This window comes from Caloranaerobacter sp. TR13 (genome assembly GCF_001316435.1).
In the GTDB taxonomy this organism is placed as follows: domain Bacteria; phylum Bacillota; class Clostridia; order Tissierellales; family Thermohalobacteraceae; genus Caloranaerobacter.
The window spans coordinates 23,329-37,036 of sequence record NZ_JXLL01000010.1 but is presented as its reverse complement, the minus strand read 5'-3'; the positions used below and the strand labels follow the sequence as shown (position 1 = coordinate 37,036).

Here is a 13,708-nt window from a genome sequence, read left to right as displayed (position 1 = left end):
CCGTTATCTTCAAAAAACGAAGAGAAAAACTTAAAATAATTTGGGGCACCATACGGTGCCCTTAATCTAGTTAATCTAGTTTTACATCCATATTCGAAAGTATTTCATCCACTAAATTAATATCACATTTATTATCTTCTGTAAAATGCTCACAATTTACGCAACTTTTATTTCTATCGTCAGTTACTGCTGTAGAGCTTATCATAGAAGCTCCTTTGGGTCTATATTGACTACAGTTTTTAGCTACCATTTTTAATTGTTCTCTGCTGGCCATCCGTCACCCTCCTCTTATCTTTTGCATTTATTGTTTCAAATAAATATTATTATTATTCATTTTATAGGTTGTGACGGTTTAATATTACATTGCAGCTTTTACAGTAGATAACCCTCCAACTATTAAAATCCAAGTTATCCAAGGTAATAATACCGCTAAAGCAGATTTTTTTCTTGATATTCCATATACTTGAGAAATACCTATAATAGCTAATATTTGATACCAAATTATAAATATATCAATTTGAGATAATATGCTGTATAGTAAACCACCAGTCATTGATTCTGGCAATAGTACTGCAAAATTAATAAGTACATCAAATTTCCCTATTATTAAAGAAATGATAGTTATAATAACCTGACCTAATAATACAGGTATAAAAGCATGTGAAATAACTGAAAAAGCATCTTTAAATTTTCCATTTCCTCCAAAAACAGATGCAAGCCCATTAGTTAAAAAGCTCTTAAACACCCAAACAACCATAGGAGTAACAGCTATTACAATTATAGATACATATACCTGTGTATTAACTAGACTTTCTAAATTTGGCATTTCAGTACCCTGTTTTGCTAACTGTTCCATCATCTTACTACTTAAAAATTCTCTATAACTACCTAATCTTAATAATATTAATAACATCATTCCAATACCAACTAACAATATTGGAAATAAAACTTTAGGATACTCTCTTAAATTATCAAATAGTTTAACAGGATCAGTAAATACATACTTTAGCCTTTCTAACCAAGTAAATGGCCTAGTTTCATTAAAATTCTCATTTAGAATTTCGTTATTATTTTGATTTAAATTTTCAGTCATAATCCCACTCCTTTTTAATTATAGTCATTAGTCATTCGCCATTCGCTATTCGTCAATTTAGAAAGCGAAAAGCTAAAAATTATTACCAAATTCATTCAAATATCTTATTCATATCTTAATGCTTCTATTGGGTCAAGTTTTGCAGCCTTATTAGCTGGGTATATTCCAAAAAATATCCCAACACCAGCAGAAAACAATACCGCTATTAAAACAGTAACTATTGATACTGTTGGTGGTAATCCCATTGAAACAGCAATAACATTTGCAATAATTAAACCTAAAATCGTTCCTATTAAACCACCTATACCTGATATTATCATAGCTTCAACTAAAAACTGCATTAAAATATCCTTTCGTCTAGCTCCTATTGCTTTTCTTATACCTATTTCCCTGGTTCTCTCTGTTACAGATACAAGCATTATATTCATTACACCAATTCCACCAACTAATAAAGATATTGCTGCAATTGCTCCAACAACTTTTGACAAAATCCCTAAAACATTGTCCATAATCTGCATTTGTTGTTTTGCACTCTGGCTCCTGTAATAATTATTACCGGAATTTCTATGACGCCTTTCTACAAGCTTTATTATATCCTTAGAAACTTTCTCAATTTTGCTGCTATCTGCCATATTTACTTCAATAGCCCAGTACCTATCACCATAACCTAATTTTTTCATATATGTAACAGGCAAATATATATTTGTAGGTATTTCTTGACCAAATCTTTCAGCTAACTTCTCAAATGAAGATGCTTGAGATTCATATATCCCAACTATTGTAAATGAAATTTTCGAATACCCAGTATCTACAAGAATTTTCTCTCCTATTACATCAGTTCTTTTAAAAATTTTCATTGCAAGTTCTTTGTCTATTACTCCAACACTTCTTTTTCCTTTTATATCTGATGTTAGTAAAAATCTTCCATCAACAATATCTATGCTCTCAATTTTGTTGTAGTCTTCATTTACTCCATATAATGTAACTGAAGCTGTCTCTCTACCTTTATTTGCCTTGCCATTAATATTAAAATTGGGAGATATCGCCTTTATATCATCTTTAAATACTCTTTTAATATCTTCAATATCACCATCATCAAAGCGATCTCTATACCTTGGATTTGCACTCCAATTCATCCAGAATATAACCCTATTTGCACCAAATTTTTCAAATTCACTCCCAATTTTTGCTTGACTACCTTGCCCTAAGGATACAATAGCAATTACAGATGCAATGCCTATTATTATTCCCAGCATTGTTAAAAATGACCGCATTTTATTAGCCCAGAGGCTAGAAAGTGCAACTTTCACGCTTTCTAAAAAATTCATATTATCACCTCTTCTCCTATCCTCATATTAGAAAAGCTTATTTAAGCTTCCTATCTTCTATAACCACTCCGTCCCTGAATGTAACAACTCTTTTAGCCTTCTGAGCTATATCTGCTTCATGAGTAACAATAATTATTGTTACTCCTTCCTCATTGAGATTTTTAAAAATATCCATGATTTCTTCTCCAGATTTCGTATCTAGGTTACCTGTCGGCTCATCAGCCAATATTATTGCTGGATTGTTAACCAAAGCTCTAGCTATAGCAACTCTCTGTCTTTGTCCTCCAGATAATTCATTAGGTTTATGATCTATTCTATCTCCAAGTCCAACCTTTTCTAATAACTCTATGGCTCTCTTTCTTCTTTCTTTAGCTGGGACTCCTGCATACATCATTGGAAGTTCAACATTTCTTAATGCAGTTGTTCTCGGTAGTAAATTAAATGCTTGAAATACAAAACCTATCTTCTTGTTTCTTATCGCTGCCAGTTCATCGTCATTCAAGCCTTGAATACTTACTCCATCTAATGCATATTTGCCTTTTGTTGGCTTATCTAAACATCCAATTATATTCATCAAAGTCGATTTTCCAGAACCTGACGGACCCATAATAGCTACAAATTCCTCTTTTTCAATACTAAGATTAACGTCTTTTAATGCAGTAACAGAAATATCTCCCATTTTATAGATCTTAGTCAAGCCCTCTAATTTAATCATTTCTTATCACCTTTCAGTATATTAACATCCATTCCATCCTTTATCTTTTCACTAGGATTTAGTATGACTTGGTCTCCTTCTTTTAAATCTTTAGAAATTATTTCTACTTTTAAGTCGCCTTCAACACCTATCAAAACTGGTATTTCTACTGCTTTACCTTCTTCTACTTTAAATACAACTACACTTCCATCTTTCTTATGATACAAAGCTTCGTATGGAACTACTAAAGCATCTTTTTTGTTTGCAGTATTAATAGAAACATCTGCTGAAAACCCTGGTTTTATCTTTTCATTAGGATTTAATATATCAACCTTTATTTTTACATTTGTTTCAATACCTCTTCCTGTATTCATTTCAGTTGCTATAGGTGCTATATACGAAACTTTTCCTTTATATTCCTGATTTTTAAACGCTTCTCCAGTTATTTTAACTTTTTGCCCTAATTTTATATCATTTACATCGTATTCACTGATATTTACTTCAATTTCTAAATCGCTTACATCATCAATAACAAATAAAGGTGAAGCTGTATTGGCTGGTATACCAAGCTTAGCACTTGAATAAACAATGACTCCATCAATTGGACTTTTTATTATACATTTACTAAGAGCTTCTTTTTGGTTATTTAAATTTAACTGCTGCAGTTCAACTCTCTTTCTTTGATTTTCTACATTTTTAGTCTTGTTTGCATCTTCTAACTGTTTCTGAGCTAATTCGAAACTAATCTTAGCTGCAGTTAGTGCTGACTCATCAGCATCTAATTGTACTTTGCTTATCGCCCCTGCATTATATAATTTAACAGAATTTTGATATTTCTTTTGAGCATTTTCATAATTTAATTTTGCATTTTCTAAATTCTTCTCGAGTTGAAAAGTATCTTTTGCCTCAAGCATATCCTTTAAAACCTGCTTTTCAATTTCCAAATTGATTTCTGCAGTCCTTATCCTAAATTCAATATCCTCTGTATCTAACTTTGCTAGTATTTGACCTTTAGATACTCTATCTCCTTCCTTAACTAATATTTCTTTTATTGTATATGGAAGTGTTGTTACTACATTTCTCTGATTTTTAGATTTTATAGTACCATCTGAAATTATTGTTGAAGATATATCCTCTTTAGATACTTCAACCACTTTTACAAAAGCTCCTTTTTTATCTTCCTTTTTTGCTGCTTTATATGCTCCTACCCCTATCATTACTATTCCTAAAATCACTAATAGAGAAATTACTAAAATCTTTTTTCTCTTTGCCATATAAAAACCCCCAGTCTATTTAAATATGTTTATCGCTCTCATTTTAAGTACTAATCTTATTCTATTTCTACAAACTTCTTCAATTTCCTGCCAAAACATTGAATTTAATGTAATAAAAGTTATATTATTTACGATGAATTAAAAAAATTTGAGATGCGATAAAAATCACATCTCTTTCCACATTATTATTGCATCTTCTTTTGTATCAGAATAATAACCTGGTCTTATGCCATACTCTTTAAAACCATATTTTTTATATAGAGACTTAGCTATATTATTTGATTTTCTAACCTCTAAAGTCATTCTATTTATTCCTCTTTCTCTGCAAGTTCCAATAAGACCTTCTACTAATAAATTTCCTATTCCTAATCCTCTAAAATTAGGATGAACAGCTATATTCGTTATGTGTCCCTCATCAACAATAATCCAAACGCCACCATAACCTACTACTTTACCCTCAATTGAAGCCACTATATATTTAGCAAGTTTATTCTGATTGACTTCCTTTACAAAAGCATCTCTTGACCATGGCGTTTTAAATGACTTTTTTTCTATATCAAGAACTTCATCAATATCTTCTTCTGTCATATCTCTAATTATGATCTTACTCATTTTTTTCACCACAACACTTAATTTTTTCTTCATACTCTCTCTGAGCTTGGGACTTTCTAAGATAATCAGGAACTAAATCAAAAAAGCTTTCTAGTCTTCCTTCTTTTGCCCTTGATAGAGCTAATTCTGCAACTGATGATGCTCTTGCCATATTTGCAGATTTTGGTGCAAATAATACTTTATCTCCTAAAGCCTCAAGTATTTTTTGTCTGTAAACTAATGTACCATCTCCATTAACAATAATACTTTCATCTCTTTCACTTAAAATATCCATTAATTCATCTAACTCTATTGTATCTGCTTTTTTTATAACACAAAGATCGCCATTTTCCCATTTATAAATTCCAGTAAATACTCTATCTCTTCTAGCATCCATCATTGGCACGATAATACCATCAGAGTAAGGTAAATTAAATGCTAGAGCATCTAAAGTAGGTATACCAATAACTTTTTTATTCAAAACATGAGCTAAACTCTTTATAGTTGCTACTCCAATTCTTAAACCTGTAAATGAACCTGGTCCAATTGATACTGCAAAAACATCTATATCCTCCAGTTTCAATTCACTATTTTCCAAAATTTCTTTTATTATAGGCATTATTTTCTGCGAATGAGTTCTTTTATTATTTAATATATACTCACCAATCAATTTATCTTCGTCAAGTATAGCACAAGTTGCAACAATACTAGACGTATCTATCGCAAGAATTTTCACTATTTGATCAACTCCTTAACAATTTCTTCATATCGTTTCCCTTTAGCTTCTATTATTATTTCTCTTTCGTTAAATTCTTTCCCTCTTTTTATAGTAATATCCAATCTTTCTAAAGGTAGTATATCTTCTATTATACTAGCCCATTCAATAATAGTAACCCCTTCTGAATATATATATTCTTCAAATCCTAAATCATACATCTCATCTATATCATCTATCCTATATACATCAAAATGATATACTGGATATCTCCCCTCATATTCATTAATCAATGTAAAAGTAGGGCTAGTAACATAATCTTTGACATCAAGTCCTTTAGCTATTGATTGTGTTAATGTTGTTTTTCCTGCTCCTAAATCACCATTTAAGCATAAAATATCGCCACTCTTTAAAAGTTTTCCTAATTTGTATCCAAAAGAATAGGTTTCTTCAGGACTGTTCGTTTTTATATTAACCATAATTTCATCCTTCCTAATTCATAAATATCGCTAATAACCAACAGCTGTCTGCTGATAGCTATCGAATCAGACATAAACTTATTTTAAAAAATCTATGAAAATAAAAGCGAATGCTTGAAAGAATTTAGTTTAAAAAAACAGGTGAAAATTTTTAAGAAAATCCGTAGGCTTAGCAGGACGCTAAGCCAGCATCCTACAAGACAGGACGTCTTGATTAGGTGCGTTAGGATTTTCTAAAAATTTAAGCCTATAGTTTTTTCTAAATTCTTTCGCATAAGCGTTATTTTCATAAATAATTTTTGCCAACAAACTCATCTATTAGCTGCAATATAAAGAATGTATGAATTCTGCAATTCTATTTAATCCTTCTGTCAACGTATCTATACTACATGCATAAGAAATCCTTATATAATCATCTATTCCAAAAGCTATACCAGGTACAACAGCTACCTTACTTTCTTCAAGCAATCTATCTGCAAAATAAACCGAAAAACTTCCGTCATAATTCATATTTTGCTTTAATTGTGAAATGTCAATAAACAAGTAAAAAGCTCCTTCAGGGTAAATAAATGATAATGGTTTTATTTTACTTAATATTGAAACTATCTTATCTCTACGACTCTTATAAATCTTAACCATCTCATTTATTTCTTCTTCACAATAAGATAGTGCTCCAACTGCTGCCCATTGTGATATTGTTGAAGGATGCGAAACTAAATGCCCTTGTATAGTAGAAATAGCTTTAGCTATTTCTTTATTAGAAGCTGAATACCCTACTCTCCATCCAGTCATAGAAACCGATTTAGAAAATCCATTTATAGTTATTGTTATATCTTTAGCTTCCTTAGAAATAGCAGCAATGCTTTTATAGTCGTCAATATAACGTATCTTTTCATATATTTCATCTGAAATTATATATATATTGTTCTCTAAACAAAACTTAACTATAGGAATCAGCTCTTTTTCTCTATATATACTTCCAGCTGGATTTGATGGATTCGAGATTATTATCGCCTTTGTCCTTGAACTTACAACCTCTTTCAGCTTATTAACTGTAACCTTGAAATTATTAGATTTGTCTGTTTCAACAAATACAGGCTTTCCTCCTACTAATTTAACCATCTCAGGATAACTTACCCAATATGGCTTAGGTATAAGCACCTCGTCCCCTTTATCTAACAAAGCTAATAATGAATTAGTTATAGAATGTTTAGCTCCACTAGACACCACTATCTCATCAACTTCATAGCTGATTCCATTTTCAGTCCAAAGTTTGTTTTGAATAACTTTTTTTAATTCCTTTAGACCTGAAGCTGAATCATATTTTGTTTTATTATTATGTATAGCATTAATCGCCTCTTCTTTCGCTTTATCTGGAGTAAAAAAATCTGGCTCTCCAATACTTAAATTAATTATGTCTATACCTTTTTCTCTAAGTTTTTGAACCTTACTACTTATACCAATTGTAAATGACGGAGTAATATTATTCAATCTTTTAGATAACATCTATTCTCTCTCCTTTATATTCTTCTTTATCACTATATACTTTTATTATAATCCATAGAAAATTATATTCCTATTAATTTTAAAGATAATTTCTAAATATAATTTTCGTTATGGATTTCAATAAAATCTCCATTATAATCTTTATTTATTTTTAAGGATTTTATTATAATCCATAGGAAATTATTTTCCATATCAAATCAAGAATAAATTCAAATATATTTCCGTAATGGATTTCAATTATTAACTATCGAAAAACAAAAACAGAACAACGAATAGCCAAAAAAATTTTTACATTTTCAATACCAAAAAAACCGAGGGCTATGCCCTCGATTTGAATTACTTGTGTAAAATTGGTGATATTTTCTTATACAATACAATTGTAGCAAGTGATACAACTGTTCCTTTTAATAAATTGAAAGGAACTATTGCAAATAAGATAAAAGTTTTATAATCAGCAACAAATTTATTAACTTTAGCACCCATCTCAACAAAAGCGTTTATTGGAGCCCCAAATAACTTTGCATAAAACGGTATTAAGAAGTAATAATTTGATAAAGAAGCTACAATCGTCATCATTATAGTACCTATAATCATACCCAAAGCCGCATTTTTAAACGTTCTGTTTTTATGATAGATATAACTTGCAGTATAAACTAACACACTTCCTATTAAGAAATTGGCTAACTCTCCAACTCCCATAGTTACAGTTCCTTTAATTACAAGATGAAGTATATTTTTAACAAATTCAATTATAACTCCAGCCATAGGACCTAATGCAAAGGCTCCTATTAAAGCAGGTATATCACTCAAGTCAATCTTTAGGAACTCTGGTGTAAACCATAAAGGTACTTCAATGTACATAATAAGAAATGCAAGTACTGATAAAACAGATATTTTGGTAAGCATTCTAGTGTTAAGTCTTTCTTTTAGTGTTAACATGATATCCCTCCATCGATTTTTTGTTCTTTTATGGGAGGATTAGCAAATTAAAAGCTCCTGAAGATAATCTTCAGGAGCGTACATACACAATAACTGTACTAATCTTCTCCCATCCAGACTTTAACTGTCGGCCCTGGAATTTCACCAGGTCAACTGCAATGCAGCTCGCGGGCTATACCGCCGGTCGGGAATTTCACCCTGCCCTGAAGACTAGAAAAAAATATATTTAATTCTTAACTTTATTATCACATTATTCTCTATTTTTGTCAAGAAGCAAATTACCGTCTTTCACTATTCGAAAAGCCAACAACGAATAGCCAATCAAGAATTTCGCACAATGAATTGTGCTCTACAATACTATGTAGCGCAGAATTAATTCTGCGCTACACAGTTGTCAGAAAATAAAAATTAGTTGCCAGTTACCAGAGAACAGTTTACAGTTTTCTGTCCTCTGTTCCCTGTCCCCTGATCTCTGTTCTCTAATCTCTATTTTTTCAATTTTCAATTCAAACCAGTACCCAGCACCCAGTACCCAGTACCTAGTACCTATCTTTTATAAACCACTTTACCATCAATTATTGTTGTATATACTTTACAATCAACATCTTTTAATGGATTACCATCAAATATTACGATATCAGCATCTTTACCCACTTCAATACTTCCAACTCTATCGTCTACTCCTAATATTTCAGCAGCATTTATAGTTATAGCTTTAAATGCTTCCATTTCATCCATGCCTGCTTTTACAGCAAGTCCTGCACAAAGAGGCAAATACTGTAATGGTATTACTGGCGAATCTGTCATTATTGCAACTTTAACACCAGCTTTTTGTAATATTCCAGGAGTTTCAAATGTTAAATTCTTAAGTTCAAATTTACTTCTATCAGTTAAACTTGGGCCAACTATAGCATACTTACCCTCTTTTACTAAATGTTCTACAATTAAATGACCTTCAGTACAATGGTCTAAAGTTATATCTACATCAAATTCCTTAGCTATCCTTATAGCAGTTAGTATATCATCTGCTCTATGAGCATGAGCCTTAAGCGGTATTTCTTTTCTAATTACCTTTGCCATAGCTTCCATTTTTATATCAAATTCAGGCATTTTTGACTCATCTTCTTTAGCTTTTTCTAATTTCTCAACATACCTTTTAGCTTTAAAAAGTGTTTCCCTAAGCTTTGCAGCAGTTGCCATCCTTGTAATCGGAGATTTCTTTTGACTATGATAAACCCTCTTAGGATTTTCTCCAAAAGCTATTTTCATAGCTAAAGGTTCTTTTACTATCATATCATCTATTCTATCTCCATACGTCTTTATAGCTGCAAATTGTCCTCCAACTACATTGGCACTTCCTGGCCCTGTCGCTACGCATGTAACACCACCTTCATATGCCTCTTTAAATGTCCTATCCATAGGATTTATACCATCAATAGCTCTTAAATGTGGAGTTATTGGATCAACCCATTCATTGCCGTCATCTCCCTCGAAACCTATGCCATCTTCCCATAATCCTAAATGGCAATGTGCATCAATTAATCCTGGAGTTACAAGTTTTCCTTTAGCATCAATTATTTCAACATCTAGTGGCACAACTATATCTTTACCTACTTCCTTAATCTTTCCATTTTCTATCAAAATACTTCCATTTTCTATTATTTCTCCAGCCATAGTCAAAATTCTACCATTTTGAATTAATAACATCCTTTTTCCCCTCCAATTTTTTCTTTTCATCAACTATATTTTTTATAGCTTTAATAACTTCTTTTATTGTACAAGGCTTATGTATTATATATTCTATTTCATTTAAATCTTGTCCATCTAAATCATTAGGCCATCCTGTCATTAGGATAATTTTCAAATCCTTTTTGACACTTTTTATTTGTTTAGAAAGCCTAATACCATTCATCTTCGGCATAGCTAAATCACAAATCATTATATCATATTCCCTTCTAGATAGCCTCTTTAAAACATTACTACAATTAGTTTCTATATCAGATTCTATTCCAATTATCTTAAGCATTTTTTTTAAAGAATATGCTACATGAGCCTTGTCATCTACAATTAATACATTTAGCCCATTAAACTTTGGTAAAATATTATCATTATCCGAATGTTTTTCTTCTTTCTGATACTTATTAAATGAAATAATAAACTTTGTTCCTACTCCAACTTCGCTCTCTACTTCTATACTTCCATTATAGCTATCAATTATATTTTTAGCTATACTTAAACCTAAACCTGTTCCTCTAGACTCTTTTGTACTAAAAAACGGCTCAAAAATTCTATCTTTAATTTCATTAGGCATTCCACATCCTGTATCCTCAATATGAATATAAGCCTTGTCCCCTTTGTCATAAGTTTTTACTATTAGCTTCCCTCCATTTTCCATAGAATCTATGGCATTTAGTATTATATTAAGAATTACTTCCCTTATCTCATGTGCATCACAGTATATGTAACTATTTGATTTTAGTTCTTTTACTACAGAAAATTCCATTCCTTTTACGGCATATGTATTATTCCATTTTGGTGTTGCCATATCTAATGAAGTTTCAACAATACTATTAAGAAGTATTACCTTCTTGTTAGAACTTACTTTTTTCCTTGTGATTTTCTGTATCTTATTAACTATCGCCTTGCCATCAAGAGCCGAATTATATATTATTTCAAGATTTTTCTTTATACTTGGGTTTTGTACCTGATATAAAAGCAGTTGAGATAAGCCTATAATCGTAGTCAATATATTATTAAAATCATGCGCTATTCCTCCAGCAAGCTCACCTAAAGTCTTGAATTTCTCAGCTCTTAATAAATCCTCTTGATGCCTTTCAATCTGCTTTTGCTTATCTAATAATGCTAATATTGTATTGCCAATTGCTTTTAAAAAAGACATGTGCTTACAGAAATGTTTTTTACAATTAAAAGAAGCTAATATAAGAAAGGCAATAGGGTTGTTTTCATCTTTACCTATAGGTATCTCAACAAATGACTTTATGCCAAGTTCAGTTATTAATTTAGCCTTATTGCAACTTCCCAATTGACTATAATCATAAACTTTTATTCCTCGTCTAAATTTTTCTTGAAGTCTATTTTTATTTAAAGCTCCATCGGTAATACATTTATCAATTTCATAAGGTAAATTATATTTTATTATATATTCTAAATTAAATTCAATATCTGAATATGTAAAGATTAGCCCAAAGTCGGCATTTACTACTTTACAAATTTTTTCCAATACTGATTCTAATAAATGTCTACTGTTATGTTTATATGAAATATCCAAAATAAGTTCATTTAAAAGTTCAAGCTTTTTATTCTCTTTATATAATTCAACTTTATCTAAATATAAAATTCTCAAATATTTATAAAAAAGTTCTATATCATTAGCACTATCTATCTGGAATATACTTACATTGTCGTTGTTGTTCATAATAAAAGTATCATGTAGCGGCACTAGTCTATAAAAACGCTCTTCTATAAAGTTATCTATCAAATATTCTTTTATAACCATTACTTCCTTCTGTTTAGCAAACTGTTTAATCCTTTTATGAAACCTATATAAAATATCCAAATCAACTATTTCATTATAGAAATCATCTCTAACTCCTTGTATTACTATTCGCTTAAATCCATTTTTTTTACGATAATTGTCAACTAATCTAATATAATAATTTATTATATCTTCTATTAGGAGTAGTCCATCTTTAAAATATTTTTTTTCAGCAGAGATAAATATAAGTTTCCCATTTTTAACTAGATAATCTACTGCCAATCCCCATTCTCTAAACTTTTTCTTCGTTATATTAAGTTGATCGGTGAAATTATACACATATACAAAACATCCATCATTTTCAATAACCTCCAAAATCAGATTTTTTAAAGGGTCCTTGTTAGAATCTAGTATGCTTGAATTTAAAATTCCACAAAAAGCCCCTTTAATATATTTAATTTCACTCCCTTTAAACAAAATGACTACCCCCCACACTAAATAGAGAACTTTTTTTGTATAAATTCTACAAAATTACAAATATCCCTCTTTTTTTGTTAAAAAATATTAAATTTTCTTAATAATTAAACAAAGACACACTTACGTGTGCCTTTTACAATAAAGGGGGATTCCTTTATTTATAAAAATTTTTTATTCTTCATATTCTAAAAATGGATCAGGAATTAAAATTTTATGAGCTTCTGCGTCTGCTATCCCTGCATAGAATTCTGCTTTTCCATTTTTAAGCCTTCTTATACCTCCACTAAAAACTACATCTACTAGATCAGGTCTTTTTGCAGGACCATCTGGAAAATTGCTTCTTGTTGCAAAAATTTTCATTTCAGTTGCTTCTTTAGTGTTCGGATTGAATGCAAAAACCATAGGATAATAATGTCTATTACCTTCTTCATCAAAACGAGCAATATGTCCTAAAACACCTAGTAGCCCATTATTTAATAAATGAATCTCATTGGCCCCTCCCCATTCTTCATCAATAAATTGCTTTTCAATTAGATTAGCTTTCATAATAACTTCCGAATTAAGCTCATCAAGAGAATTAATTATTGTAAAACCTATCTTTCCTCTTCCTCCTATTTCTCCTTGTGGTCTAGTAAATACTCCTATTTTACCATTTGAAAGCTCAATAAGCCTAATATCTTTCATTCCATCAGGCCCAACTGCAAATTTTTCTAAGGAATTAATATTTTTACCTCTATAAAATACTGTTCTATACCAAAGTGCATTCTCTATTGTAGGATGTGGAAAAACTTCAACTCCACCAAAGACTAACTCTGAACCGATTTTTGTAACAAATGGATCTTGTAGAGAAAATATTTTTGTATTCTCTCTTGGCTGCCATTTACCATCTCTAAATACAAAGAATACAACTTGAGAATGCTCGCTATCTCTGTCCTCTACTCTTCCAGCAATAACCATGTCATTATCATCTTCAAATGGTGCAGTTATGTTGTATACATCCTTATTTCCAACACCAGTAAATTCTAGTTTTTCTCCTTTTATTTCATAATTTTTTTCTCTAAAAATTGAAAGTAGCTGCTCACAAGTTTTTGGCTCTAATCTTTTATAAAACTTCAT

Annotated in this window: 13 protein-coding genes and 1 riboswitch; all 13 genes read right to left on the bottom strand. The window is 30.6% G+C overall.

All coding sequences use genetic code 11. From position 1 onward, the window contains the following. Positions 1-70 precede the first annotated feature (70 nt). The 13 genes from TR13x_RS07785 to TR13x_RS07725 all read right to left on the bottom strand — a co-directional run bounded on the left by TR13x_RS07785 (position 71) and on the right by TR13x_RS07725 (position 13,708). Positions 71-274, bottom strand: a complete 204-nt coding sequence (locus TR13x_RS07785; RefSeq protein ID WP_054871356.1) for a hypothetical protein — start codon at positions 272-274, stop codon at positions 71-73. 84 nt (positions 275-358) lie between these two features. Beyond that, positions 359-1,093 carry a Yip1 family protein gene (locus TR13x_RS07780; RefSeq protein ID WP_054871355.1) on the bottom strand — a complete coding sequence of 245 codons (735 nt, stop codon included), beginning with the start codon at positions 1,091-1,093 and terminating at the stop codon, positions 359-361. 104 nt (positions 1,094-1,197) lie between these two features. Further along, complete coding sequence (locus tag TR13x_RS07775) at positions 1,198-2,421, bottom strand: ABC transporter permease (RefSeq protein WP_054871354.1); 1,224 nt, start codon at positions 2,419-2,421, stop codon at positions 1,198-1,200. A gap of 37 nt (positions 2,422-2,458) precedes the next feature. Then, positions 2,459-3,136 carry an ABC transporter ATP-binding protein gene (locus TR13x_RS07770; RefSeq protein ID WP_054871353.1) on the bottom strand — a complete coding sequence of 226 codons (678 nt, stop codon included), beginning with the start codon at positions 3,134-3,136 and terminating at the stop codon, positions 2,459-2,461. Further along, on the bottom strand, positions 3,133-4,389 hold the full coding sequence (locus TR13x_RS07765; RefSeq protein WP_054871352.1) for an efflux RND transporter periplasmic adaptor subunit: 1,257 nt from the start codon (positions 4,387-4,389) through the stop codon (positions 3,133-3,135). The genes TR13x_RS07770 and TR13x_RS07765 overlap by 4 nt, the downstream gene beginning before the upstream one ends. 165 nt (positions 4,390-4,554) lie before the next feature. Then, a complete protein-coding gene (gene rimI / locus TR13x_RS07760; RefSeq protein WP_054871351.1) occupies positions 4,555-5,001 on the bottom strand; it encodes a ribosomal protein S18-alanine N-acetyltransferase in 447 nt (148 codons plus the stop codon). Then, positions 4,994-5,716 carry a tRNA (adenosine(37)-N6)-threonylcarbamoyltransferase complex dimerization subunit type 1 TsaB gene (gene tsaB, locus TR13x_RS07755; protein WP_054871350.1) on the bottom strand — a complete coding sequence of 241 codons (723 nt, stop codon included), beginning with the start codon at positions 5,714-5,716 and terminating at the stop codon, positions 4,994-4,996. The genes rimI and tsaB overlap by 8 nt, the downstream gene beginning before the upstream one ends. After that, a complete protein-coding gene (tsaE, locus tag TR13x_RS07750; protein ID WP_054871349.1) occupies positions 5,716-6,174 on the bottom strand; it encodes a tRNA (adenosine(37)-N6)-threonylcarbamoyltransferase complex ATPase subunit type 1 TsaE in 459 nt (152 codons plus the stop codon). The genes tsaB and tsaE overlap by 1 nt, the downstream gene beginning before the upstream one ends. A gap of 318 nt (positions 6,175-6,492) precedes the next feature. After that, positions 6,493-7,680, bottom strand: coding sequence for a pyridoxal phosphate-dependent aminotransferase (locus TR13x_RS07745; protein ID WP_054871348.1), 1,188 nt, complete (start codon positions 7,678-7,680; stop codon positions 6,493-6,495). Between the two features lie 336 nt (positions 7,681-8,016). After that, complete coding sequence (locus TR13x_RS07740) at positions 8,017-8,619, bottom strand: ECF transporter S component (RefSeq protein WP_054871347.1); 603 nt, start codon at positions 8,617-8,619, stop codon at positions 8,017-8,019. A 97-nt stretch (positions 8,620-8,716) separates the two neighbouring features. Next, positions 8,717-8,834: riboswitch (FMN riboswitch) on the bottom strand. Between the two features lie 331 nt (positions 8,835-9,165). After that, on the bottom strand, positions 9,166-10,326 hold the full coding sequence (locus TR13x_RS07735; protein WP_054871346.1) for an amidohydrolase: 1,161 nt from the start codon (positions 10,324-10,326) through the stop codon (positions 9,166-9,168). After that, positions 10,304-12,592 carry an ATP-binding protein gene (locus TR13x_RS07730; RefSeq protein WP_054871345.1) on the bottom strand — a complete coding sequence of 763 codons (2,289 nt, stop codon included), beginning with the start codon at positions 12,590-12,592 and terminating at the stop codon, positions 10,304-10,306. The genes TR13x_RS07735 and TR13x_RS07730 overlap by 23 nt, the downstream gene beginning before the upstream one ends. Positions 12,593-12,763: 171 nt before the next feature. Next, positions 12,764-13,708 carry a DUF1861 family protein gene (locus tag TR13x_RS07725; protein WP_054871344.1) on the bottom strand — a complete coding sequence of 315 codons (945 nt, stop codon included), beginning with the start codon at positions 13,706-13,708 and terminating at the stop codon, positions 12,764-12,766.

Excerpts from the sequence above, each read along its gene's own strand:
- TR13x_RS07785 (WP_054871356.1), bottom strand. The coding sequence starts at position 274 with ATGGCCAGCAGAGAACAATTAAAAATGGTAGCTAAAAACTGTAGTCAA.
- TR13x_RS07780 (WP_054871355.1), bottom strand. The coding sequence starts at position 1,093 with ATGACTGAAAATTTAAATCAAAATAATAACGAAATTCTAAATGAGAAT.
- TR13x_RS07775 (WP_054871354.1), bottom strand. The coding sequence starts at position 2,421 with ATGAATTTTTTAGAAAGCGTGAAAGTTGCACTTTCTAGCCTCTGGGCT.
- TR13x_RS07770 (WP_054871353.1), bottom strand. The coding sequence starts at position 3,136 with ATGATTAAATTAGAGGGCTTGACTAAGATCTATAAAATGGGAGATATT.
- TR13x_RS07765 (WP_054871352.1), bottom strand. The coding sequence starts at position 4,389 with ATGGCAAAGAGAAAAAAGATTTTAGTAATTTCTCTATTAGTGATTTTA.
- rimI (WP_054871351.1), bottom strand. The coding sequence starts at position 5,001 with ATGAGTAAGATCATAATTAGAGATATGACAGAAGAAGATATTGATGAA.
- tsaE (WP_054871349.1), bottom strand. The coding sequence starts at position 6,174 with ATGGTTAATATAAAAACGAACAGTCCTGAAGAAACCTATTCTTTTGGA.
- TR13x_RS07745 (WP_054871348.1), bottom strand. The coding sequence starts at position 7,680 with ATGTTATCTAAAAGATTGAATAATATTACTCCGTCATTTACAATTGGT.
- TR13x_RS07740 (WP_054871347.1), bottom strand. The coding sequence starts at position 8,619 with ATGTTAACACTAAAAGAAAGACTTAACACTAGAATGCTTACCAAAATA.
- TR13x_RS07735 (WP_054871346.1), bottom strand. The coding sequence starts at position 10,326 with ATGTTATTAATTCAAAATGGTAGAATTTTGACTATGGCTGGAGAAATA.
- TR13x_RS07725 (WP_054871344.1), bottom strand. The coding sequence starts at position 13,708 with ATGAAGTTTTATAAAAGATTAGAGCCAAAAACTTGTGAGCAGCTACTT.